This window comes from Cereibacter sp. Soil_C_27, assembly GCF_057657095.1.
This window is the reverse complement of sequence record NZ_JBDGJD010000001.1, coordinates 316,257-339,529: the sequence shown is the minus strand read 5'-3', so window position 1 is coordinate 339,529 and position 23,273 is coordinate 316,257. Positions and strand designations below refer to the sequence as shown.

The window sequence follows — 23,273 nt, the reverse complement described above, 5'->3', positions numbered from 1 at the left end:
ATCACGTGGTCATCCAGCCGGTCGAGCCTGCCCTCCGGACCGCCCGCTGCTCGTCGAGCCAGCTCTGCATCGGCGCCAGCGCCGCGGGCACCCTCGCACAGGTCCGCACCCGCCCGTCCTTGCTGCTGGCGACCAGCCCGCCTTCCTCCAGAACGGAAAGATGCCGCATCACCCTCGGCAACCGCAGCCCCGTCGGCCCCGACATCTCCGACACCCCGGCCGCCCCCTGCGCCGACATCGCCCGCCGCGACGGGTCGGCGAGGGCGCGGAAGAGGAGCGAGAGATCGGGATCATGCTTAGCCATAGGGCCAAGTATACAGGCGGAAAGGGCTCTGGGCAGCTCTGTTGTGCAAATCGGCTGACGGTCAGAGTTCCCGTTTCCCGGACAGACCTATGCCGCGACCTCTGTGATGGACATGCCAGGCGCAATGAAGCCGTTCAAGATCTCAATTGGCGTGCATCTATTACCCGCCGAAACACACCGGGCATTCGTCATCCAAGTCAATGGTCCCGGAAGCCATCAGTTTCCAGCTTTTACCTTTCGCAGACCGGCAGCTTTTAAAGCGACGAGCAAGTTGCACCGGCACCTCGGTGCCGGCGCGATCAAAAGCTATGCGGTTTCAGGCCGCACTGGCGAGCGCTTCGATGCCATGTCTCTCCATTGCAGCGCCAATTCGCGCAAGGTCTGGCACACCGCTTGCCGGCTCGGCGGACCCGATATCGCGAAAGAACGCCACCATGCTTGCCTCAAGCATTGCCAGCATGCGAACCGGCTTGCCGCTTTCATTGAGATAGTTGTGAGGCACGCGGGAGGGAATCTTCACCGATGTTCCAGGGCCGGCATGGATGACCACCGGAGGAAGTTCCGAGCCGAACTGCCGCACAGTCAGTTCTCCCTCCAGCACATAAAGGAGCTCTGCCGCCTCGTGCGTGTGAGGCGGAGTACCGGAGCCCGCAGGCACCTCGATGTCCAGAAGCTCGATCGGGAAACCCGGGAGGCTGCCCAGGAAGCGTATCTTGTCGGCGACCACCCAACGGCGATCGGCATTGGCGGGAATAGTTACGTCTATGGTCATCGCATATCTCCTTTGGCTGCGATGGTTGCGTCCGCCGCAGTTTCGCCAGAGTTGATCGCGGACAGGATCAGTTCGAGCGCCCAGGAAGCGGCCTCGCCGGCCTGGGTGCCGTCGAGACCGCCATAATCTTTGAGAACCTCCCATGCGGAGGCGGAGTAGAGCAGGTGAGCCAGCGCTTCGATCTTCTGGCGCTCCATGTGCGATACTTTGTCGAGGGCGGGAGCGAGTGCCGCCGAGAAGTCCCGGCGCCGATCCGCAACGGTGCCTGCCCGCATCTCCCGCCCGGTGCGGGAGTGGAGTGCTGCCCGAATGGCGGCCTCATGCGCGTCGAAGAGAGGAAACGCTTGGCGCGGCCCGCCGGAAATCTCCTCCGGGGTCATCGGCTTGACCGAGGCCCCGAGGCGCGCATTGAGCCATGGCCAGAATGTCCGCAGCAATTCTTCCTTGTTTTCGAAGTGCCTGAAAATCGTCCGGCGCTGCACGCCCGCCTCGGCGGCGATTGCATCCATGCCGATGTCGTCCGGGGTAGCCGCAGACTCCATCAGAGAGAACAAGGCAGAAAGGATGGCCTCGCGGGTTTCGCGGAACTGTGCCGCGCGTATCGGGCTGTTGTAGGCGCGGGTTGGGGACAAGGCAGAACCTCCGATTTGATGACGCTATGTGTGTCATCAAATTGGCGATCTGTCAATTCATGTCTCGTTATGTGCTTCGGAATGGCGTTGTTGCAGACGAGGTCTCCCCCTTCCCTGTTGATCTCAAGCCACGCGGACGATCTCGGCGGTGCCGACTACGTTGAAGCGGTTGGAAGGCTGACTGACAGAAACGGGTCGGCCTCACCCATCAACCAGGTGCCAGAACCCGTGTCTGCGGCCGTGTTTCTGCCGGAGGGCGGCAAGGAACTGTTGATGCGAGGGCAAGTCGCCATGATCCCTTATGGCCGGATCACAGGACTGACATTCCGCAAGGTGGCGGGCTGCGTGGGCGTAGCGCTTGGACTTCGCTCCGTCGAGGGTGTCCTGGATCATGGCGCGGCGCAGCACCGTCGCGGCCAGCGGATGACTGGCTTCGAGAGCGTCAGCCGCAGGTGTAAGGGTATCATACGCGTTGCCGTCCACTTCGGCGGCACGCGCCAGCACCACGGCAGCGGCCCGGTCGCGGGCGGGCCAGCCGACAAGAAAGCTGATGGCAGCGCCCAGATGGGGGTGGGCCTCGGCAAGGTCGAGCGCCTTGTCCTCCGCCTCGATGTCGTCGAAGTCCGGCAGCAGCTTCAGATACTTCCGCAGGCTCGCCGCGTTGAGCCCCTGAAGAAAGGTCTCCCACAGGTGGTCCTTCAGTGTGTCGATCCGGCCCAGTTTTCCGAGACACTCCTCATAGACTTCGTCGAGGTCGTAGCGGAACATTCGGACCGCCTTGCCCTTCTCGGCCGCCCTTGCGCGGGTCACGATTTCAAAGGCCTCCTCGGTCCGCCCCGCGTCCAGCAGGCGGCGTGCGACATCGGGTGCGATCGTGCCAAAGGTCAGCTGTTCCTCGGTGTAGCGGGCCATGTGGGCGTCCACATCGCCCTGCGCATCGGCAATGTCGGCCAGGATGATGGAGCGCGTGGTCTGCCGGTAGCGCCGGACAATGGCTTCGGGCGAGCCGGCGCCATAGCCGCGGTATCTCGCCAGTTCCTGAGCCGTTGCGGGCTCATCGGCCCATGCGTCGGTGATCCGCTTCAGATGGTCGAGCCCCTCCGTCCCGAGTGTTTCGGCCATCGCCGGGATGATGCCGTCGAATTCGCCGAACCCCGCCTCGGCGACGGCGTCGAGAACCCGTTCAGCAAGCGCCTTCGGGTCTTGAGCAAGCCTCGGCGAGACCTTGGCGATCAGATCCATGGCTTCGGCCATCGCGCCGCCGACAGCACCGTTGCTGTCATCGGTGCGCGCATGAATCGAAGGGGCAAGCTGCAGGAATGACTAGAGCAGGTCGAAGGCCTCTGCGGCATCATGCGGGAGGATGCTGGTGTCGATCATCGACAGCAGACCCTTGAGATCCCTGACCAGCGCCTTCTGCCCGCGCCAGTCCACGAAGCCGGTCGAGCGGCGGAGCGAGACGAACCGCTTGCGGATATCGGCCGCGACCTCCTGAGGACCCTGCGCGGCGCTCAATTCCATCCGCGCGCGCCGCTGCAGGGCCGCGCTGCCCTGCACCAGATCCATCACCAGATCCGCAAGCTTCTCCGCACCCAGCCTTTCGAGATTTGCCTTGTTGAGGGTCTTTTTCGACATCGGGACCTGCCTAGCTCATCGGGAGCCAACCTACCGGCGATGCGCCACGGCGCAAGGCAGGAAGACAAGGCGCAGCGCCTTGACCCCGTTGCTGAACCGGTGCCGCAGCGAAGTCGATGATATCGCGGCGGCTGGCGAAGCAAACGTCGGCCCGACTTGACGGCAGCAGGCGCCGCCCTCGATCCCGAAAGCCTGCCTGAAGCCCATCCTGCGCAGAGAAAGCACAAGCTGCCCAAAGCGGACGGCGAGCTACCAGGGATGCTGCATGGCCGGTCTCCAAAGCCGCCTTTCGAAGGGCGCCTCAGCAAAGCTCGGGCAGGAGTGGTAGTGATGCGACCCGACCCCGCGTTCGCTGCACCGCGAGGGTTTACGTGTTTCTCCCTCGCGGTGGGCCTACGACGACAGGCTCAGTACCACGCCTCAGCGCCGGCCGAGGGCGTCCCATGCGGCGAGGACGATTGTCAGGCCGACGACGATCGTGAGGTCAAGGCGCTGAAGCTTCCACACCAGGATGCCGAGAAAGCCGATCAGAACGGTCAGGGCGGCGACGGAGGCGGCGCGTTCAAGCATGGGACTCTCCCTGAGAGGACACGAGCGCGGTCCATATCCAGCGCGCAGTGCGCAGCAGGCGGGCGTCGTCGCCGCGCCGGCCCACGACTTGAAGCCCCATCGGCATGCCGTCTGACGAGGTGAGCAGCGGAAGCGTCACCGTCGGCACGCCGCAAAGCGACCACAGGCCGTTGAAGGCGGAGCTTCCCGTCGTCTCGGCTCCGGGGGCTGCGCCGGGGGCAGCCGGGGTCACGATGGCATCGCATCGGTCGAAGATCGTGTCGAGAGCCGCATTCAGCACGCGCGGCCAGTCGAGCGCCGCGAGGTAATCGCGCGCCGGTATCGCGCGGCCGCGCTCCATGGCCCCCGCGAGCGTCTCCGACATCAGCGCCGCCCCCCGCCGCTCGTGCGGGTGGTAGCACTTGGCCATCTCAGCAAGGTTGATGCACTCGCGCGCCGGCAGCGCCTCGTCGAACAGGCTGGGCAGCGTCAGGGCGAAGCCGGCCTCGCCGAGTGCCGCTTCGACCTCAGCCAGTGCCGCGGCCATGTCGGGCTCGGGGGCAAGCCCGCCCGGCGCAAGGTGTAGGATCGCGAGGGTCGGCCGCACCGGGGGCACGGAGGACGCGATGTCCAGCAGCCGCAGCGGCGCGCGGGGTATCGTCGCCGGGTCACTCGGATCGTCGCCCGTTAGCACCTCGGCCAGCAGGGCTGCCGCCTCGATGCTACCGGCGAACACACCCACACAGTCGAGCGAGGGCGACTGCGTCAAGATTCCGGTGCGCGGGATCAGCCCGAAGCTTGGCTTGAACCCCACCACGCCGCAGAACGACGCCGGGCGGATCACCGAACCGCCGGTCTGCGTTCCGATGCAAAGCGGCAGCATCCCCGCCGACACGGCCGCCGCCGACCCTTGCGAGGAGCCGCCGGGGGTGCGCGATGGGTCAGCCGGGTTCTGCGTCGGGCCGGGATGCAGATAGGCCATCTCGGCCGTGACGGTCTTCGCTGCGATCAGGGCACCCGCCGCGCGCAGACGGCGAACCACGAATGCGTCCTCGGACGGCACGCGCCCCGCGTCGATTGCGGTCCCGTTGCAGGTCGGAATCCCGCGGGTGTCGATGATGTCCTTCACGCCCACGGGGATCCCGTGCAGCGGCCCCACCGGCAACCCGGTGCGGCGCAGGCGGTCGAGGCGGTCGGCCTCGGCCCGCAGGGTGCCTGCGTCGAACCAGGCAAAGGCCTGCACTTCGGGCTCGTGCTCTGCCACCCGGGAGATCACTGCCTCGGCAACTTCGCCCGCGCGCAAGGCCCCTGTGGCAAGCCGGTCGCGCAGGGTCAGGGTGTCAAGATCCAGCAGGTCTGCTCCGGGACGGCGGGGAGAGATATCAGCGGCCATAGATCGCCTCCGGCAGGGCAAAGACGAAGCCCGGATAAGTGTACATCAGCATCATGCATAGGAACACCATACCGACGAAGGGCAGGCAGCCGCGGAATATCTCGGTCAGCGTGACCCCTTCCGGGGCGATGCCCTTGAGGTAATAGGCCGACATCGCCATGGGCGGAGTCAGGAATGAGGTCTGCAGGTTGAGCGCCACCAGAATGCCGAAGAACAGCGGATCGATGCCGAACAGGGGCAGCAGCGGAAGGAAGATCGGCACGAAGATGATGATGATCTCGGACCATTCGAGCGGCCAGCCGAGTAGGAAGATGATGATCTGTGCCAGCAGCAGGAATTGAAGAGGCGTCAGGTCCAAGCCCTGAACGAACTCGGAAATGACCTGCTCGCCTCCCAGATAGGAAAACACCGCCGAGAAGGTGTAGGAGCCGATGAACAGCCAGCACACCATGGCCGTCGTCCGCACCGTGAGGTAGACGCTCTCGCGCAGGCGCTGCCAGGTCAACGCACGGTAGGCAGCGGCCAGCAGCAGACCGCCAAGCGCGCCGATGGCGGCGGCCTCGGTCGGGGTCGCGAGGCCGAACAGGATCGAGCCGAGCACCGACAGGATCAGCACGGCCAGCGGCAGGAAGGACTTCAGCAGCATGATCGAAAGCGTGCCGATCGGGATGTCCGGCACCTCGTCGCGCGTCGGGCGGGGAGCAGCCGAGGGCTGCAGGATCGCGCGGCCCACCACATAAACGAGGTAGAAGCCGACCAGCGTGAAGCCCGGCACCAGTGCCGCCGCGTATAGCCGCACGATCGAGACACCGGACGCCGCCGCGTAGACGATCAACATGATCGAAGGCGGGATCAGGATGCCGAGGGTGCCTCCCGCACAGATGATGCCGGAGGCGAAGGAGTTGGAATAGCGCGCCTTCAGCATCTGCGGCAAAGCCAGAAGGCCCATGAGCGTGACCACGGCCCCGACGATGCCGGTGGCGGTGGCGAAGAGGGCGCAGGTAAAAAGCGCCGCCACTCCCATTGATCCGGGGATACCCTTGGTTGCGACGTTCAGGGTACCGAAGAGCTTGTCCACGATGTTGGACCGCTCCACCACATAGCCCATGAACAGGAACAGCGGGATCGCGGTCAGCACCTCGTTCGACATCACGGTGTAGCTCTGGTTCACGAAAAGGTCGAAGATCCGGTTGTTCAGGAACCCCTCTAACCAAAGCGATGTGGAGTCCCACCAGGAGGCGGTCTCGTCCAGCCGTTCATAGGCGCGCCACATGCGCCCCTCGTCCCAATACGCGTAGTAGCCGAAGAAGATCCCCATCGCCATCAGGGTGAAGGCGATCGGAAAGCCGAGGAACACCACGACGATGAACAGCCCCAGCATCAGCAGGGCGATCTGCGGCTCGGTCATGGATGGCCTCCCGACTGGCCGCTGCCTGCCTCGGCCTGCGTTGCCTGCCGCATCAACAGGTCCTCCGTCTCGACCACGTCATCTTCGGGGGTCATCCAGCGGTTCTGGCGGATCGCGATGATGCAGCGCATGATTTCTGCCACTCCCTGGATCGCCAGCAGAAGACCTGCCGCGACGAGGACAGACTTGAACTGGTAGATCGGCACGCCCGCTGGGCTGTTGACCGACACTTCGCCATAACCCCAGGACCGGGACGAGTATTTCCACCCGGTGAACACCAGAGCCAGCACGCCGGGATAGAAGAAGGTCAGGTACAGCACCAGATCCACCTTCCCCTGCGTGCGAGGCTGCCATGAGCGGTACAGAAAGTCCCCGCGCACATGCTGGCCGCGCGACAGGGTATAAGCACCGGCCATCATGAACATCGTTCCGTACATGATGAACGACACATCGTAGGCCCAGGGCGTCGGGTTGTTGAAGACGTAGCGCACCAGCACCTCATAAGAGGTCCCGAGCGTCATCAGGATTATCAGCCAGGCGAAGGCCTTCCCAAAGGCCGCCGAGAGCGAATCGATGAGGCGGATGGTCTGGATCATGGGGCCTCGCGGTTAGGATGTGTCAGCACGCATCGGCCAGACGGAGTCCGGCCGATGAGACGTCGAGTCGCGAAGGCCCTCAGAGGGCGAGCTTGCCGGGGAAGTAGTGGTTGTAGGCGAGGACGTAATCGGGCGCATTCATCAGCTCGTAGTAGCTGACGCGCTCGACCCAAGCCCGCTGGCTGTCCATCACACGCTTCATGAACTCGTCCTGCTCCAGCTCGCCGATCAGCGTGTCCCAGGCGGCGATCTGGCCGTCGAGGATCTCCTGAGAGGTGCGCCGCACGGTCACCCCCAGCTCGTTCTGGATGCGCTGCAGATCCGCCGAGTAGTTGTTGAGAGCCGTCATCGTGTTGGCCGTCGCCGAGGCTTCCACCCCGTAACGGAGGATTGCCTGCAGGTCGGGCTCCAGATCCTCGTAGAAGTCGCGGTTGAACACGAACTCGAAGCTTTCAGAGGCCTGGTGATAGGAGGACAGGTAGTAGTTCTTTGCCACATCAGCCGCGCCGAAGCGAAGGTCGGAGGTCGGGTTGTTGAACTCGAAGGCGTCGATCACACCACGCTCCATCGCGGGGACGATCTCGCCGCCCGGAAGCTGCGCCACGGACATGCCCATCGACTGCATCAGATCCGCGGCGAGGCCGACGGTCCGATACTTGAAGCCCTGGATGTCGGCGATCGTGTTCACCTCCCCCTTGAACCAGCCGAAGGGCTGGGCTGGCATCGGGAAGCCGAACCAACCCACCGTGTTCAGGCCGAGAACGTCCTGCGTCAGCTCACGGTACAACTCCTGCCCGCCACCTTGGTAGAACCAGCCGATCATCGTCGTGGCCGAGCCGCCGAACACGGGACCCGTCCCGAAGAACGAGGCAGCCTTCGACTTGCCGTACCAGTAGGAAGACACCGAATGCGACGCGTCAATGACGCCGTCATTGACCGCATCCATCACTTGGAATGCGCCGACCACGGCACCCGCGGGCAAAAGGTCGACCTTCAGGCGGCCGCCTGACATCTCCTCGACGCGGGTGGCGTAATCCTGCGCCATCTCCTGCCAGACATCCGAGGCCGGCCACGAAGTCTGCATCTTCATCACGAGCGGCGCCTGCGCCAGAACCGCCGGCGCAGCCAATGTGCCGACGGCAGCGGCCCCGCCGCCAAGCGCGCCTGTGCGGATGAAAGACCGACGCGACAGCGCCCGGTCACCTGAGTGATTGGTCATTGCGTTCTCCTCCCTGATCTTCTCTTCGCCGCTTCGCGGTTCTTGTAAAAAGACTATAGGGAGGGAGCGTTTCGTTACAAACTTTTATTAACGCCTTTTCACAACCTCCAACCTAAGGCTGAGGCGGTCGGCGAGAGTGAAGGGCGCAACGGGGCGAGTGATCCCGGGTAGAGTCCGATGGAACTGACTGGCAGTGATGGTGGGCGTTGTTGCAGAACTCATGCTCGAGGCGAGGTTTCCCCTTGGCGCGATGCCGGGCAGTCCGTGCGCGGGTCAAACCGGCATCGGGTCGCGTTCCAGCTCTGCGGCGCGGTCCAGCAGCCGGATCACCGACCGCAGGTTCAACCTCCGCGCCCGTGTATCCGGGCGTTCCAGCGCCGCAACGATGGCCTCGACCGACGGTGGGAGGAGCAGGTCGTTACCCTTGCCTCCTTCGGCACCGACAACCTACACCTGCCGGTCCCGACAGCAGGCTGCTACGCCGCATCTTCCTGTCGGAGCGGCGCTACAGCCTCGGCCAACCTCCGCTCCTGCGCCGCCTCCGCAGCTTCCACAGGTGGTCGGTCAGGCGGCGGGTGATGTCCAGCTGCGAGGCATCGACGGCCGGGAACCACGCCTCGATGAGCCGGATGTGGCCTTTGGCCAGGATCGGGTCGGCGGGCATTGAAGCCTCCTCGAGCATGCCTCCGCCCATCGGGAAAACAGCGCTTTCCCGGTGGGGCAGATGTGGTTTTGGGAACTGCCGGGAAGGCTGGAGGCGTCAGCGCCTCTTCGCCGGACCGGACAAGATAACGGAAACCATGCTCAGGAGGGTCGGAACCGTCAACGGGGGTGGGGAGACGGCCGACCGGCTTGCATGGCCCGGAGGCGCTCGGCTGCTCGGTTGGCCAAGGCCATCTTTTCTCCGCCCCCGTGGACAGGCTCCAGTTCGAGAACCTGCTTCAGCAGACAACGCATGACGGTGCGGGCGGGCGGCGGCCGGTGCCCGATTGACGCCACCCGCCCGGCGCTCTTACCCGCTCCAGCCGTCTCGATCCGCTTGGCGCCCACGGTCGCAGGACCAAGGAGGCCGGCGCGCTCCGTTTTGAGCCGGGGGCGCAGGAAGACCTCCGGCCGGATCGCCGGAGGAAGGTTCGCGGAAATCTGTCAGCTGTGCGTGATCTGTGTGCCCAGCACCTTCATGCATTCGCGCATGAACGCACCCAGGCCCGTCCAGCCTTTTGCCGAAACCATCGTGCCGTCGACATAGGCTTCGTGCGGTTTTACGTCGATGTAGGTGCCGCCAGCCAGAATGACCTCGGGCTCACAGGCACCAAGGGCCGCAACCTTCTTGCCACGGATCACCCCGTCGACCGCCACGAGGATCTGCACGCCGTGGCAGATGGTGAAGATCGGCTTTCCGGCTTCGTGGAAATGCCGCACCATCGCCTGGATGCGCTTGTCGGTGCGGATGTATTCCGGGCCGCGGCCGCCGGCGCAGTAGACCGCATCGTATTCGTCAAGGTTGACCTCCGAGAAGGTCTTGTTGATCTCGGCCAGATGGCCGAAGCGCTCGATATAGGTCTGGTGGCCCTCGAAATCGTGCAGCGAGGTCTGGATCATGTCGCCCTTGTTCTTGTCGGGGCAGATGACATGGACGGTGTGGCCCACGGCCTCCATTCCCTGCTGGAACACGAAGATCTCGTATTCCTCGGTGAACTCGCCGCAGAGCATGAGGATAGTCTTGCCAGGCATGTGCCTCTCCTTCTTCAACTTGGTCGGGGGGAGCGCCCTGTGACGGGCGCTCCGGGGATCAGAACGGCGAGTCGGGGAAGTAGAACTGCTCCGCGTTCTCGGGGGTGATCAGCGGCGCATCCAGCTTGAAGGTGCCGCGCATCGGCGCCTGGCCGGTGAACTGCGCCGCCGTCATGTAGATTGCGGACTTGATCATGGACGGCGGGTAGGGCGTGGAGATCGGCGTGACCGGATCGTTGGCCATCACCATCTCGATCACGTCCTTCATGCCGTTGCCGCCGAGCGCATACTTGATCTCGGTGCGGCCCGACTCCTTCACCGCCTCCAGCACGCCCAGCAGCATGTCGTCGTCGTTGGCCCAGACCGCGTCGATCTGCGGATGCTTGGCCAGATAGTCCTGCATCAGGCTGAAGGCCTCGTCCTGGTTCCAGTTGGCGTATTGGATGTCGAGGATCTCGATGTTCGTGCCCTCGATCACCTCGGTGAAGCCTTGGATGCGCTCGTCGTCGATCACGGTGGGGATGCCGCGCAGCACGACGATCTTGCCTTCGTTGCCCAGCTTCTCCGCCAGCCATTTCGCGGTGTTCGCGCCCACGGCGATGTTGTCGCCGGCGACGTAGAGATCCTGGATTGCGGGATCGGTCAGGCCGCGGTCCACCACGGCGATGAAGGTGCCGTTCGCCTTCACCTGCTCGACCGGGCCGGTCAGTTCCTCCGAGGTGAAGGGCAGGATGACCAGCGCGTCGAGCGTCTGGCTGGCCGACATGTCCTCCAGCGCCGAGACCTGTGCCGTGGCCGAGGGCGAGGTCTTCACGATCACGTCGATGTTCGGAAAGGCCGCCTCGATCTCCTTCTCCGCCTGCTCGGCGTGATAGACCACGCCGCCGGTCCAGCCATGGGTCGCGGCGGGGATCGATACGGCGATGGTCTTCTTGTCCTGCGCCAGCGCCCCGGTCGCGGCGATGGCGGCAAGGCTGGCCGCCGACAGCAGGCCGAGCGCTCGTCTGGTGATGAAAGTCATGGTCTTCTTCCTCCCTTGGAAAGTCTTCGCCGCTTTGGGGCGATTATCTGATGAAACGATGCGCCAGCATGGCCAGGATGATGATCACCCCCTGCACGGCAGCGACGAGGTACTCGGACACCATGTTGGACAGCACCATCAGGTTGGCGATCACCTCGAGGATCAGCGCGCCGGCCACGGTGCCCCAGATGCGCGCCTTGCCTCCCCGCAAGAGCGTGCCTCCGATCACGACGGCGGTGATCACCTGCAGCTCCCAAAGTTGTCCGGTGGTCGGCGTCGCGGCACCGAGACGCGGGATGTAGCAGATGGCGGCGATGGCCACGCAGATGCCCTGGATCACGAAGGCCGTCGTGCGGATACGCGCCACGGACACACCGGAGAACCGCGCCACGTCGGGATTTGACCCCGCCGCCATGCAGCGCCGTCCGTAGCGCGTGCGGTAGAGCAGGAAGGCCCCGACCAGCACCACGATCAGCGTGATGAGCACCGGCAGCGGAACACCCAGCACATTGCCGAAATAGACCGGACGATAGGGCTCGCGCAGCGCCCGGTCGATCGGGATGGAGCCACCATCGGACATCCAGGTGATGAGCGCGCGGAAGATCCCCATGGTGCCCAGCGTGGCGATGAAGGGCTCGATCTTGCCGACCGTGACGATCACGCCGTTCAACAGCCCGCAAAGCGCGCCGACGATCAGCCCGACGCCCGCGCCGACCAGGATCGCGTTGGCGCCCATCGAAGGCTCCAGCCGGTTCATGGTCAGGATCATGATGCCGGTCACGAAGGCCATCATCGAGCCGACCGACAGATCCAGCCCGCCGGACGAAATCACGAAGGTCGCGCCAACCGCGATGATCGCCACGAAGGCCGAGCGGGTGACGACATTGGCGATGTTGGTGGCGCTGAGGAAGTTGTCGTTCAGCATCATGCCAACCAGAACGACCACCGCCAGCGCGATGAACGGGCCCGTGTCGGCCCAGCGAATGCGCCGTGCGTCCCGGCGCATCGATCCTGCTGTCACTGTCATTTCCGGTCTCCCGCCGTCCCATGCGCCTCGCCGCTGGTCGCGGCATAGACGACGTTCTGCTCCGTGATCCGGTCGCCCGTCAGTTCGGCGACAATCCGTCCGGCCCGCATCACCAGCACGCGATCCGACAGACCGACCAACTCCGGCAGTTCCGAGGAGATCACGATGCAGGCCTTGCCGGCCCGCACGAGCTTGTCGATGAATTCGTAGATCTGACTCTTGTTGCCGATGTCGATGCCCCGCGTCGGCTCGTCGATGATCACCACCGAGGGGTCGGTCAGCATGACCTTGGCGAGCAGCAGCTTCTGCTGGTTGCCCCCCGACAACTGCCCGGCATCAAGCGTCACCGACCGCACGCGAATGTCATAGTCGGCGACAGCCCTGTCCCGCGCGGCAGCTTCCTTGCGATGGTCCAGCGCCAGACCGGGATGCATGACATCCAGCGCCTGAAGCGTCAGGTTCACCGCGAGGGATTCATCCAGCAGCAATCCCTTGCCCTTGCGATCCTCGGTCAGATAGACCAGCCCCGCCGCCTGCCAGGCGACGACCGAGCGATGGGCTACCTCTGCCCCGCCCATCACCGCGCGCCCCTGCGAGGGGCGGAGGCCCATCAGCCCCTCGAAGAGCTTGGTCCGGCCCGAGCCGATCATGCCGCCGATGCCCAGCACCTCGCCGGGCCGCACGGCGAGACTTGCCTCGACTGCCCCGTGATCGACCGAAAGATCCTCCACGACCAGCAGCGGCTCACCCGTCACCGCCGGGCGTTTCGCGGGATAGAGCATGTCCAGCTTGCGACCGACCATCAGCTCGGCCATTTCGCGCTGCGTCATCCCCTTTGCAGGCCAGGTGCCGATCATCCGGCCATCACGCAGAACGGTGACACGATCCGCCAGCGCCTCGACCTCGTCGAGCCGATGCGAGATGTAGAGTACCGCGACGCCCCTCGCGCGAAGATCGCGCACCACCGCAAGCAACGCCGCAACCTCGTCATTCGCCAGAACGGCTGTCGGCTCGTCGAAGATCACCACGGTCCGCGGTTCCAGCAGCGCCCGCGCAATCTGCACCAGCTGTCGCTGGGCCAGAGACAGATCCCCCACCCGGTCCCTCGGATGGCACAGTGCGCCGACGGAGGCCAGAAGCTCCGCCGCGCGCCGGTTCATCGCCCGGTCGTCGATCAGGAACCCACGGGTCAGCTCGCGTCCGAGGAAAAGGTTCTCTGCGACGGTCAGATCATGCGCCAGCAGGATCTCCTGATGCACCAGCACCACACCCAGGGCCTCGGCAGCCGCGGCGTCGGGAAGGACGGCACGCTGGCCGCCGATCTCCAGATGGCCGGTGGTCAGGGCGACATGGCCCGACAGGCTTTTCATCAGGGTCGACTTGCCGGCGCCGTTCTCGCCGATGATGGCGTGGATCTCGCCGGCGTGGATGTCGAGCGTGACATCCGACAGCACCGTGATCGGCCCATAGGCCTTGCCCAGCCCGATTGTCCGCAAGGCGGGGCCGGGCTGCGGCCTCGGTGCGGTTGTGGCAGGGAGGGGCAGAACCTGGCCCATGGTCAATCGAAGGCCGACAGCAGGCGCGCCCGCGAGCGCGAGATATGCTCGTGCATGGCGGTCTGGGCGGCGGCGGCGTCACCGGCGCGGAAGGCGAGGAGCAGGTTTTCATGCTCCTCCAGGGCTTCCTGCGTGACGCGGGTGTGGAACATCAGACGGAACAGGTGCAGATGCACATGCTGGTTGAACAGGGTGGCGCGGATCACCTCGTTGCCGGCGATGCGCAGGATGGCGTCGTGGAAATGCGCATCCGCCCGGGCGAAGCGGGAATAGCGGCTGGTGCGGTCCACCGGGGTCTCGCCATGCTCCATGTCGGCGGCGGCCTCCTCCAGCATCCGCAGCGAGTCGGGCGTCATGTTCACCACGGCCAGCCGGGCGCATTCCGGTTCCAGCAGCAGGCGGAAGGTGTAGAGGTCGTCGAACTGCTTGCGCGTCAGCTGCGGCGCGGCGGAATAGCCGATGAGATGCGCCTTGCGCACCAGCCCCTCGCGCTCCAGCCGCGACATCGCTTCGCGCACCGGAGTTTGCGACACGTCCAGCTCGCGGGCGATCACGTCGATCGGAATCCGCGCACCGGGAGCGATTTCCAGCGACATCAGCCGCTCGTAGACATTGTCGTAGACCCCGTCGACCACGCTGGCCGGCCGCACCGAAGTGCTTCTGGAGCCTGTCCGCTCAGTTGCCGTTCCGATCACCACATCCTCACATCTCGACTTGACACAGGCAGATAGGTCGCAAATACGATATCCAATGTCAAACACAATATCATATACGATCCGATATATGATCTTGCTCCTCCCCCCGCTGCCGCTCACTTGACCGGCTTGACCCATGACCGGCTGACCACGAACCGTAGGAACAGAGACATCATGCAGCAATTCGGCACGATCAGGGCGCCGCGAGAGATCATCTTCGGCTCAGGCCAGCGTCACGTCCTCGGCGCCGTGGCGAGACGGCTCGGCCATCGGGCGCTGGTGGTCACCGACGCGAGGCTGGCAGAGGATGCGGACTTCCTCGCCATGCTGGCCGATCTTCAGGACAAGGGACTGGCCGTGCGGGTCGAAACCGGCACCCTGCCGGATGTGCCGGTCGAAACGGCGGTTGCAGCGGCGGAAGCCGCCCGCGACTTCTCCGCCGATCTGGTGATTGCCGTGGGCGGGGGGTCCTGCCTCGACATGGCCAAGTGCATGGCGCTGCTGCTGTCGCATGGCGGCCAGCCGCAGGACTATTACGGAGAGCTGAAGGTCCCGGGGCCTGTCCTGCCGCTGATCGCCGTGCCGACCACCGCCGGCACCGGCTCCGAGGCGACGCCGGTCGCCGTGCTGTCGGACTCGGCCCGCGTTCTGAAGGTGGGGATTTCCAGCCCCTATCTGATCCCGACTGTCGCCCTTTGCGACCCGGATCTGACGCTGACCTGCCCCCCCGGCCTGACCGCCATCGCCGGGGCCGACGCGCTGACCCATGCCATCGAGGCGTTCACCGCTGTCCGGCGGCCGCTGACCGCCAGCCTGACGCAAGAGCGGGTGTTCATCGGCAAGAACACAGTGTCCGACCAGTTCGCCCTGAACGCGATCTCGCTGCTCTGGCAGGGGCTGGAGAGGGCCTGCACGGACGGAAGCGATGCCGATGCCCGGGCGCAGGTGATGCAGGGGGCGACCTTTGCCGGTCTTGCCTTTGGCGTTGCAGGAACGGCGGCGGCCCATGCCATTCAGTATCCGGTGGGGGCGCTGACCCATACCGCCCATGGTGCCGGGGTCGCCTGCCTGATGCCCTATGTCATGGACTGGAACCGCCCGGTGATCGGCGAGGATCTGGCGCAGATCGCCGCGGTGACCGGGCTCGGCTCGGCCGAGGCGGTGATCCCCGCCATCGCCGCCCTGTTCGACCGCATCGGCATCCCGCCGACGCTGGCCGCGCTCGGCCTCGCCGAGGACCAGATCGACAGCGTGGCCGAACAGGCCTGCGGGATCGAGCGGCTGATCCAGAACAATCCCCGGCCGATCGACCGCGCCGGCATGACCCGACTGCTGCGGGCCGCGTTCCGCGGCGACCGCGGCGTGAGCCACTAACCGGAAGGACAGCAGATGACCCTCGATTCTCCCCGCACCGCCGGCTTCGCCGACCCGGCCCTGCATGCGCAGGGGTTCTACATCGGCGGCGACTGGCTGCCCGGCGGCGGCATTCCGGTGGTCGACCCCTCGACGGGGGAGGTTCTGGCCGAGGTGCCGGACGCCTCGATGGCGGACGCGATGCGCGCGGTCGACGCGGCCGAGGCCGCCGCCGCCGGCTGGGCCGCGACGCCGCCCCGGGCGCGGGCCGAGATCCTGCGGCGCTGGTTCGTCCTGATGACCGAGCATGCCGAGGATCTGGCCCGGCTGATCTCGCTGGAGAACGGCAAGGCGCTGCCCGACGCGCGCGGCGAGGTGGCCTATGCCGCCGAATTCTTCCGCTGGTATGCTGAGGAGGCCGTCCGCGTGCCGGGCGAGTTCCGCCACACGCCCTCGGGCGCGCATCACATCCTCGTCGACCATGATCCCATCGGCATCGCCGTGCTGATCACCCCGTGGAACTTCCCCGCCGCCATGGCGACCCGCAAGATCGGCCCGGCGCTGGCGGCGGGCTGCACCGTCATCCTGAAACCTGCCTCCGAGACGCCGCTGACCGCCTATGCCATGGCGCGTCTGGGAGCCAAGGCCGGGGTGCCGCCGGGGGTGGTGAACGTGCTGACCACCACCCAGCCCGGCCCGGTGGTCAATGCCATGCTGGCCGACCCGCGGGTGCGCAAGCTGTCCTTCACCGGCTCGACCGGTGTCGGGCGCACCCTGCTGGCCGAGGCGGCGAAGACGGTGGTCTCCTGCTCGATGGAACTCGGCGGCAACGCGCCCTTCCTCGTCTTCGACGACGCCGATCTGGAGGCGGCGCTGGATGGGGCGATGATCGCCAAGATGCGCAACGCCGGCGAGGCCTGCACGGCGGCGAACCGCTTCTATGTCCAGTCGGGCATCCATGACGCCTTCGTCGCGGGGCTGACCCGCCGCATGGCGGCGCTGCGGATCGGGCCGGGGACTGCTGCGGAGACGCAGGTCGGGCCGATGATCACCGCGAAGGCGGTCGCCAAGATCGACCGGCTGGTGTCGCAGGCAGTAGCGCGCGGCGCGCGGGTGACGACCGGCGGCACGCCCCTGCCGGGGCCGGGCTATTTCTACCCGCCGACGGTGCTGGAGAACGTGCCGGTGGAGGCCGAGATCGCCCATGAGGAGATCTTCGGCCCGGTAGCTCCGGTCTACCGCTTCGAGACCGAGGCGGAGGCGATCCGTCTGGCCAATGACACCGAATACGGGCTTGCCGCCTATGTCTATTCGCGCGACCTTGCCCGCGCGCTGCGCGTCGGCAAGGGCATCGAGAGCGGCATGGTGGCGATCAACCGCGGTCTCATGTCCGACCCGGCCGCCCCCTTCGGCGGGGTGAAGCAGAGCGGGCTCGGGCGCGAGGGTGGAGTGACCGGCATCCTCGAGTTCCTCGAGCCGAAGTATTTCGCGGTGCAGTTCTAGGGGAAGGCATGCAACAGGATCTCTACCGCAACCGCGACTTCATCCCGGAGTTCGACGCCCTCATGGCCGAGACCGCGGCCCGGTCGCGCGACCTTACGGCGCGCGCGGAAATCCGCGCCGATGTCGCCTATGGAGCCTCTGCGCGAGAGCGGATGGATATCCTGTTCCCGCCGAACCCGGCCAAGGGTGCGCCACTCCACCTGTTCCTGCATGGTGGCTACTGGCGGTCCGGCTCGAAGGCCGATCATCACCTCGTTGCGGCGCCGGTCCTGGCGGCCGGCGGCATTGCCGCCATAGCGACCTATGACCTGATGCCGGGCACGCGGCTGGGTCGCATCGTGGCGCAGGTGCGGGCGGCGGCGCGGCATCTGCAGGCGATGGCGCAAGACCTAGGCGCCGATCCGGCCCGGTTCACGGCCAGCGGCCATTCCGCCGGCGCGCATCTGGCAAGCTATCTTGCCGCCTGCGGCCCGCAGGAGACGGCCGATCCCGACCTGCCCCGCCTCCGTGGCCTGCTGATGGTCAGCGGCCTCTATGATCTGTCCGGCATCCCGTCCAGCTTTCTGAAGGACGAGGCGCAGATGACGACGGAAGAGGCCGCTGGATGGTCGCCCCTGACCGCCCGGCAGGGCGAAGGACCGCTGCGGATCATCACCCGGGGCTCGGAGGAGACACTCCCGTTTCACGAGCAGGCGAAAAGGTTCGGCAGACGCCTCGATCAGGAGGGCCATGCCAACAAGGTGCGCGAGGAGCCGGGCCTCAACCATCTGACCATCGTCCTGTCCCTTGCAGATCCGAAGTCCCCCCTCGGGGGGGTCCTGGCAGACCTTCTGGAAAGCTGACATCCCGCCTGCGGCTGCCGTCTTCGCCGGGAAGCACGGAGGAAACCCAGGCAGGAAGGTCGAGCGCCTTCCCCCGTCCGATCGGATGTGTCCACCAAACCGGCAGCAGCTCATTGCTTTTTTCGGGCGCTCTATGGGTGAGGCTAAGGACTGAGCCCGGGCTGCTCTGAACCTAATGCGATCGGATGTCTTTCAACGCATCTCTGAACCAATCGGCGTCGTAGCCGCGGTCTGCCAGCAGCTACTCCGCCTGTGGCAAGCTGCGCAGCAGGGCCGCCGCGCCCGTGTAGTCGCTGAGCTGGCCTGCGGTCATGAAGAAGCGGATGGGACGGCCATCGGCATCTGTGACGGCATGCAACTTGGTGTTCATGCCGCCCTTGGTCCGGCCGATCAGACGGCCCCTTTGGTCGCCTGATCCCCCTTCTTCAACCGCAGGCTGTTCGCCGTGCGGTGCGCCTTGAGATGGGTCGCGTCGATCATCACCGTCTTCGGAACCGTGGCTTCCGAGGCCAGACCGCCATCATTCTGACGAAGATGCCCTTGTCGCTCCACCGCTTCCAGCGGTTGTAGAGGGTCTTCGCCGGGCCGTAGTCATCGGGCGCGTCGCACCACCGCAAGCCATTGCGGTTGATGAAGATTATGGCGCTGAGGACCCGCCGATCATCGACGCGAGGCTTTCCATGGCTCTTGGGGAAGAAAGGCTGCAGCCGCGCCATCTGCGCCTCTGTCAGCCAGAAAAGGTTGCTCATCGTTCGATCTTCTTGCAGAGGCTGAATCATGCCGCAAAGGCAAAATCAATGGGTCCTGAGCCTAAGCGAACTTCTGCTTTCGGTAGTTGATGGTCAGACAGCGGACAATTCGCTGGCGGCCCTTACCCGTAGGTCGATCTGGCGTGTGTTGCACGTCGAGATTCCCGAAGGTTAACATGCGATCTGTATCGCAGCGAAATCTGCGCCGTAATTTTAGCAAGCCAAAGCCCCATTCGCTGCATCTTGCATGAGTGACTGCTTTACCGATGTCGCTGCGCCTGCCATGCTGCACCTCCGTCAGACCGGTTTCCGCCCTCCGCGTCAATTGGCATCCAGTCCCTCACCAGCCTGACCACGTCGATCTTGAACTCGCGGCTGAAAGTCCGTCGCGCCATATCCCCTCTCCTGTCCCTCGGCCACGATGCTATCGCCATCTCCACAAGACCGGCAGCAGGCCAAGGAGGCGCGCCATGGGCAAGACCGAGCCTGCGAACAACAAAAGGCTTGCGAGCAGGATCACCGCCGCGCCCGGGCGCTCGATGAAGACCATGGCGTCGCCCCGCGACAGCAGCATCGCCCGGCGGAAATACTCCTCCATCATCGGCCCCAGCACGAAGCCGATCAGCAGCGGCGCCGGCTCGAAGCGCCAGAGGCGCAGCGCGTAGCCGATCAGACCGAAGACGAGGACCGACCAGACATCGAACAGGCTTAGGTTGATGCTGTAAGCGCCGATGCAGATGATGGCGACGGTGGCGGGATAGAGGAACTCGCCAGGCACCTTCAGCAGCCGCACCCAGAGCCCGATCAGCGGGATGTTCAGGATCAGCAGGAAGAGGTTGCCGATCAGGAAGCTGACGACCAGGCCCCAGAAAAGCTGCGGATGCTCCTCGATGATGCGCGGTCCGGGCGTGATGCCATGGATCATCATCGCGCCAAGCATCAGCGCCATCGTCGGGCTGCCGGGGATGCCGAGGGTCAGCGAGGGGATGAACGAGGTCTGGGCCGCGGCGTTGTTGGCCGATTCAGGAGCGACGACCCCCTCCACCGTCCCGGAACCGAACCTGTGCCGGTTCGGCGAGATCTTCTTTTCCAACGCATAGGCCATGAAGCTGGACACCGTTTGCCCGGTGCCCGGCAACGTGCCGAGGATGGCGCCGAGCAGCGAGCCGCGCGCGATCGGACCGGCGGAGGCCCGGGCTTCCGACCCCGTGGGCAGCATGTCGGCGAGACGGAAGCGGTCGCGCAGCACCGATCCGGCCGGATCGCGCATCGAGCTGATCACCTCGGAGACGCCGAACAACCCCATGGCGACGATGCCGATGTCAATGCCGTCGCGCAGGTCCAGGGAGCCGCCGGTGAAGCGCGTCTCGCCCGAGGTGACGTCAAGGCCGACGGTCCCCAGCAACACGCCCAGGAACACCATCATCGCGCCGCGCACCGCTCCGGCGCCGGACACGGCCGCCGCCGAGATTAGCCCCAGCAGCATGATCGCAAAATACTCAGCAGGCCCGAACAGCAGCGCGAAAGAGGCAAGCGTCGGCGAGAGACTCGCCATGATCGCGATGCCCAGAACGCCGCCCGCGAAGGAGGCGATGGCGGTCATGAACAGCGCCACCCCGGCGCGGCCGGCCCTGGCCATCGGATAGCCGTCGAGACAGGTGATGGAGGCGGAGGGCGAACCCGGGATGTTGAGCAGGATCGAAGCGATGGAGCCGCCATATTCATTACCGTAGTAGACGCCGGCAAGCATCACCAGGGCGGCCTCGGGCGGCAGGTGGAAGGTGACCGGCAGCAGCATCGCGATGGCCGCAAGCGGCCCGATCCCCGGAAGAACACCGACCGCGGTGCCCAGGAACACCCCCGCCAGACAGAGGAGCAGGTTCATCGGGTCGGTCGCGGTCGCGAGACCCGAGGCGAGATTGTTCAGAACTTCCATTACGCCACTCTCTCCGGCTGTTGCCGGTATCAAAGTCCCCGCATCGCGACGAAGGGCACCTGCAGCAGCCGGATGAACAGCAGCCAAGCCAGCCCCGTGAGAACGCAGGCGAGGACCAGCCGCCACAGCCACCCGCGCCGTCGCGCCGCGAGGCTCGCTGCAAGCGCCGCGACTAAGGTCGCCGGCATGACCCCGGCAAGCTGCGAGAGGAAGGCGAATCCGGCCATCGCCCCGGCGATAGCAAGGATCGCCGGCCCGTCGGCGCGCTCGGGCGCCTGGGCGCGCCGCAGGTCGAGCAGGATGCTCGCAAGCGCGAGGGCCATGACGCAGATCCCGGCCATCAGCGGGAAGGCTCCGGGCCCGAGGCGACGCGCCGACCCCAGATCAAGTCCGGTGGCGGCGGCAAGGACGAAGGCGGCGCCGACGCCGAGCACCGCGAGGTTTCCGGCTTGGGCTGCCAGCGCGCGGCTACGCATCGTCGTGCTCCAGCGCGAACTCCGGCCCATCATAGTGCTCGGGAATGTCGACATCGCCGCCGACCACGCGCGCGGCCAGCTCCTTCACCTCCCGCGCCAACCCTGCGGGGACGTCCGCACCCATCGTCAGGCGGACGGCCCCGTCATCCGCCAGTCCGAAGCGGCGGACCTGGGCCGGGGGTGTTCCAACGGCCATGTCGGTGATCGCCTGCAGCACCCCGAGATCGATGCGCGCCTCGGCCGAGGCCAGGAAGACCTCCGGACAGATGCCGCACCAGTCCAGCGCATTGCCGATCTGACGAGCCCGGCCCGCGCAGGCCTCGATCGCGCCGTCCCTCGCGCCGTTCAGCATTGTGAACAGGATATCCGCGCCGGCATCGATCTGCGCAGCAGCCCAGCGGCACGTCGTGTGGTTCGCATCCTGCGTGCCGCAGAACGCGGTGAGCAGGCGCACATGGGCGTCGGCATGACGTAGGCCAGCGGCAAAGGCGGCGCGTCCCTTCAACCCCGGGCGAACCCGATGCCCGGACAGATGGGCTACCGTCCCGGTGCTGGTCATCCGGGCGGCAAGATAGCCAGCGAGAAAGGCCGACTGCTCTTGCAGCACATCGTAGCTCGCGACATTCGGCGCGACGTGGTTGCCTTGAACGAGTGCGAAGCGCTTCCCCGGGTGCCTGCGGGCGATGTCGGGCACAACCCGGTCGCCTTGTCCGCCGACAAAGACCAACCCGTCGAGATCCTGCAGGCCGCGTTCGACAGCCGCCGACATCTCGGCGGGATCATAGGTGATCCCGGACAGAACCTCGACGCTTCGTCCCGCCTCGATCGCCGCCTTCGTCCCGGCAAGGCCCGAGGCGTTGAAGCCCCGGTCTTCCACCTCGCCCACGAAAAGGACGCCGATCTTCATTGCAGGGCCGCCTTCTGCACGGGTTGCTTCCAGGCCTCATACTGGCTGGCGACGAAATCGCCGAAGCTGGGCTCCTTCAGCGGCGCCGTCTCGATGCCCCAGACGACGAATTGCTCCGTCACCCGGGGTTGGGCCAGCACGTCGCCGACGGCAGCGTCGATCTTTCCGGCAATGAGCGGGTCGAGCCCCGCCGGCGCACTGAGGCCGAGCCAGTTCTCGGCGACGATGTCATGGCCCAGTTCACGGAAGGTGGGCACATCCGGGAGAACGGACAGGCGTTCGGGCGAGGTGACGGCAAGCGGGACCGCGGCGCCTTCCTCGACCAGAGGCAAGTTCTGGGTGACGGCGTCGAACATCGCGGAGATGATGTCGGCGCGGAAATCCAGCACCATCGGCCCCGATCCCTGATAGGGGATGTGCTCCATGTCCACACCCGCCCTGGCCTTGAAGGTCTCGGCGACCAGATGGCCCCAGGATCCAACGCCCGAAGATCCGTAATCCAGCATGCCAGGCTCGGCCTGCGCCTTGGCCACGAAGGCCGCGAGGTCGGGGGTCGACAGCTCCGGCTGAACGAACAGCGCGAGATGGCTGGCGCCGAGGTAGCTGACATGGGTGAAGTCCGTCACAGGATCATAGCCCGCCTCCGGCATCAGCGTGGGAGCGATGCTGAACGGCGTCAGGTTCGACAGCATGAGCGTGTAGCCATCCGCAGGCGCGGGCTTAAGGTCGCCCGCGGCGATGGTGCCCGCCGCACCGGGCTTGTTCTCAACGACGACCTGCTGCCCGAGCGACTCGGTCAGATGCTGCGCCAGAAGACGCGCGACCAAGTCGCTGGCGCCGCCCGCCGGGAAGGAGACTAGGATGCGCACCGGCTTCGAGGGCCAATCCTCGGCGAGAGCGGGGCTGGCGAGGCTGGCCAGCAGAACGACGGTGAGGGATCTGAAGGGCATGGCAGGCTCCAAGGCA

General features: G+C 65.9%; 21 protein-coding genes and 2 pseudogenes. 3 read left to right on the top strand and 20 right to left on the bottom strand.

What is annotated here, in order from left to right; translation table 11 throughout:
• Position 1: 1 nt before the first annotated feature.
• The 15 genes and pseudogenes from AC3A5Z_RS01685 to AC3A5Z_RS01615 form a co-directional block, all read right to left on the bottom strand.
• The gene (locus AC3A5Z_RS01685) at positions 2-304 is read right to left on the bottom strand and encodes an ArsR/SmtB family transcription factor (RefSeq protein ID WP_487517674.1); all 303 of its coding nucleotides are present in this window, start codon (positions 302-304) and stop codon (positions 2-4) included.
• Positions 305-620: 316 nt separating this feature from the next.
• On the bottom strand, positions 621-1,076 hold the full coding sequence (locus AC3A5Z_RS01680) for a cupin domain-containing protein (protein WP_487517673.1): 456 nt from the start codon (positions 1,074-1,076) through the stop codon (positions 621-623).
• Positions 1,073-1,708, bottom strand: coding sequence for a TetR/AcrR family transcriptional regulator (locus AC3A5Z_RS01675; RefSeq protein WP_487517672.1), 636 nt, complete (start codon positions 1,706-1,708; stop codon positions 1,073-1,075). Before AC3A5Z_RS01675 ends, AC3A5Z_RS01680 begins: the two co-directional genes overlap by 4 nt.
• A gap of 201 nt (positions 1,709-1,909) precedes the next feature.
• Positions 1,910-3,343: pseudogene (locus tag AC3A5Z_RS01670) on the bottom strand (DUF6880 family protein).
• A gap of 420 nt (positions 3,344-3,763) precedes the next feature.
• Positions 3,764-3,913, bottom strand: a complete 150-nt coding sequence (locus AC3A5Z_RS01665) for a hypothetical protein (RefSeq protein WP_169310927.1) — start codon at positions 3,911-3,913, stop codon at positions 3,764-3,766.
• Positions 3,906-5,285, bottom strand: coding sequence for an amidase (locus tag AC3A5Z_RS01660; protein WP_487517671.1), 1,380 nt, complete (start codon positions 5,283-5,285; stop codon positions 3,906-3,908). Before AC3A5Z_RS01660 ends, AC3A5Z_RS01665 begins: the two co-directional genes overlap by 8 nt.
• On the bottom strand, positions 5,275-6,693 hold the full coding sequence (locus AC3A5Z_RS01655) for a TRAP transporter large permease (protein WP_487517670.1): 1,419 nt from the start codon (positions 6,691-6,693) through the stop codon (positions 5,275-5,277). The genes AC3A5Z_RS01660 and AC3A5Z_RS01655 overlap by 11 nt, the downstream gene beginning before the upstream one ends.
• Positions 6,690-7,289: a TRAP transporter small permease subunit gene (locus AC3A5Z_RS01650; protein WP_487517669.1), complete on the bottom strand. Its 600-nt coding sequence runs from the start codon at positions 7,287-7,289 to the stop codon at positions 6,690-6,692. The genes AC3A5Z_RS01655 and AC3A5Z_RS01650 overlap by 4 nt, the downstream gene beginning before the upstream one ends.
• A 79-nt stretch (positions 7,290-7,368) precedes the next feature.
• Complete coding sequence (locus AC3A5Z_RS01645; RefSeq protein ID WP_136793485.1) at positions 7,369-8,508, bottom strand: TRAP transporter substrate-binding protein; 1,140 nt, start codon at positions 8,506-8,508, stop codon at positions 7,369-7,371.
• Positions 8,509-9,013: 505 nt separating this feature from the next.
• Positions 9,014-9,172, bottom strand: coding sequence for a hypothetical protein (locus AC3A5Z_RS01640; protein WP_487517668.1), 159 nt, complete (start codon positions 9,170-9,172; stop codon positions 9,014-9,016).
• Positions 9,173-9,654: 482 nt separating this feature from the next.
• Positions 9,655-10,242: a DJ-1/PfpI family protein gene (locus AC3A5Z_RS01635; protein ID WP_487517667.1), complete on the bottom strand. Its 588-nt coding sequence runs from the start codon at positions 10,240-10,242 to the stop codon at positions 9,655-9,657.
• A gap of 58 nt (positions 10,243-10,300) precedes the next feature.
• The gene (locus AC3A5Z_RS01630; RefSeq protein ID WP_487517666.1) at positions 10,301-11,263 is read right to left on the bottom strand and encodes a substrate-binding domain-containing protein; all 963 of its coding nucleotides are present in this window, start codon (positions 11,261-11,263) and stop codon (positions 10,301-10,303) included.
• A 43-nt stretch (positions 11,264-11,306) separates the two neighbouring features.
• Positions 11,307-12,290, bottom strand: a complete 984-nt coding sequence (locus AC3A5Z_RS01625) for an ABC transporter permease (protein WP_487517665.1) — start codon at positions 12,288-12,290, stop codon at positions 11,307-11,309.
• The gene (locus AC3A5Z_RS01620; protein WP_487517664.1) at positions 12,287-13,846 is read right to left on the bottom strand and encodes a sugar ABC transporter ATP-binding protein; all 1,560 of its coding nucleotides are present in this window, start codon (positions 13,844-13,846) and stop codon (positions 12,287-12,289) included. Before AC3A5Z_RS01620 ends, AC3A5Z_RS01625 begins: the two co-directional genes overlap by 4 nt.
• A gap of 2 nt (positions 13,847-13,848) precedes the next feature.
• Positions 13,849-14,496 carry a GntR family transcriptional regulator gene (locus AC3A5Z_RS01615; RefSeq protein WP_487517663.1) on the bottom strand — a complete coding sequence of 216 codons (648 nt, stop codon included), beginning with the start codon at positions 14,494-14,496 and terminating at the stop codon, positions 13,849-13,851.
• Between the two features lie 219 nt (positions 14,497-14,715).
• Here AC3A5Z_RS01615 and AC3A5Z_RS01610 point away from each other — a divergent pair, with 219 nt between their 5' ends.
• Genes AC3A5Z_RS01610 through AC3A5Z_RS01600 form a run of 3 tightly spaced genes read left to right on the top strand, consistent with a single transcriptional unit; the run spans position 14,716 to position 18,239 of the window.
• Entirely contained in the window at positions 14,716-15,915 is a 1,200-nt protein-coding gene (locus AC3A5Z_RS01610) for an iron-containing alcohol dehydrogenase (protein ID WP_487517662.1), read from the top strand.
• 15 nt (positions 15,916-15,930) lie between these two features.
• Complete coding sequence (locus AC3A5Z_RS01605; RefSeq protein WP_487517661.1) at positions 15,931-17,397, top strand: NAD-dependent succinate-semialdehyde dehydrogenase; 1,467 nt, start codon at positions 15,931-15,933, stop codon at positions 17,395-17,397.
• A gap of 8 nt (positions 17,398-17,405) precedes the next feature.
• Complete coding sequence (locus AC3A5Z_RS01600; protein ID WP_487517660.1) at positions 17,406-18,239, top strand: alpha/beta hydrolase; 834 nt, start codon at positions 17,406-17,408, stop codon at positions 18,237-18,239.
• Between the two features lie 244 nt (positions 18,240-18,483).
• Here AC3A5Z_RS01600 and AC3A5Z_RS01595 read toward each other — a convergent pair.
• From AC3A5Z_RS01595 to AC3A5Z_RS01575, 5 genes and pseudogenes are all read right to left on the bottom strand, one after another.
• Positions 18,484-18,988 (bottom strand): annotated as a pseudogene (locus AC3A5Z_RS01595) (IS5 family transposase); the annotation flags it as partial.
• Between the two features lie 424 nt (positions 18,989-19,412).
• Positions 19,413-20,924, bottom strand: coding sequence for a tripartite tricarboxylate transporter permease (locus tag AC3A5Z_RS01590; protein ID WP_487517659.1), 1,512 nt, complete (start codon positions 20,922-20,924; stop codon positions 19,413-19,415).
• 29 nt (positions 20,925-20,953) lie between these two features.
• The gene (locus tag AC3A5Z_RS01585; RefSeq protein WP_487517658.1) at positions 20,954-21,400 is read right to left on the bottom strand and encodes a tripartite tricarboxylate transporter TctB family protein; all 447 of its coding nucleotides are present in this window, start codon (positions 21,398-21,400) and stop codon (positions 20,954-20,956) included.
• Positions 21,393-22,307, bottom strand: a complete 915-nt coding sequence (locus tag AC3A5Z_RS01580; RefSeq protein WP_487517657.1) for a BMP family lipoprotein — start codon at positions 22,305-22,307, stop codon at positions 21,393-21,395. Before AC3A5Z_RS01580 ends, AC3A5Z_RS01585 begins: the two co-directional genes overlap by 8 nt.
• Positions 22,304-23,257, bottom strand: a complete 954-nt coding sequence (locus tag AC3A5Z_RS01575) for a Bug family tripartite tricarboxylate transporter substrate binding protein (protein ID WP_487517656.1) — start codon at positions 23,255-23,257, stop codon at positions 22,304-22,306. The genes AC3A5Z_RS01580 and AC3A5Z_RS01575 overlap by 4 nt, the downstream gene beginning before the upstream one ends.
• Positions 23,258-23,273: the final 16 nt, after the last annotated feature.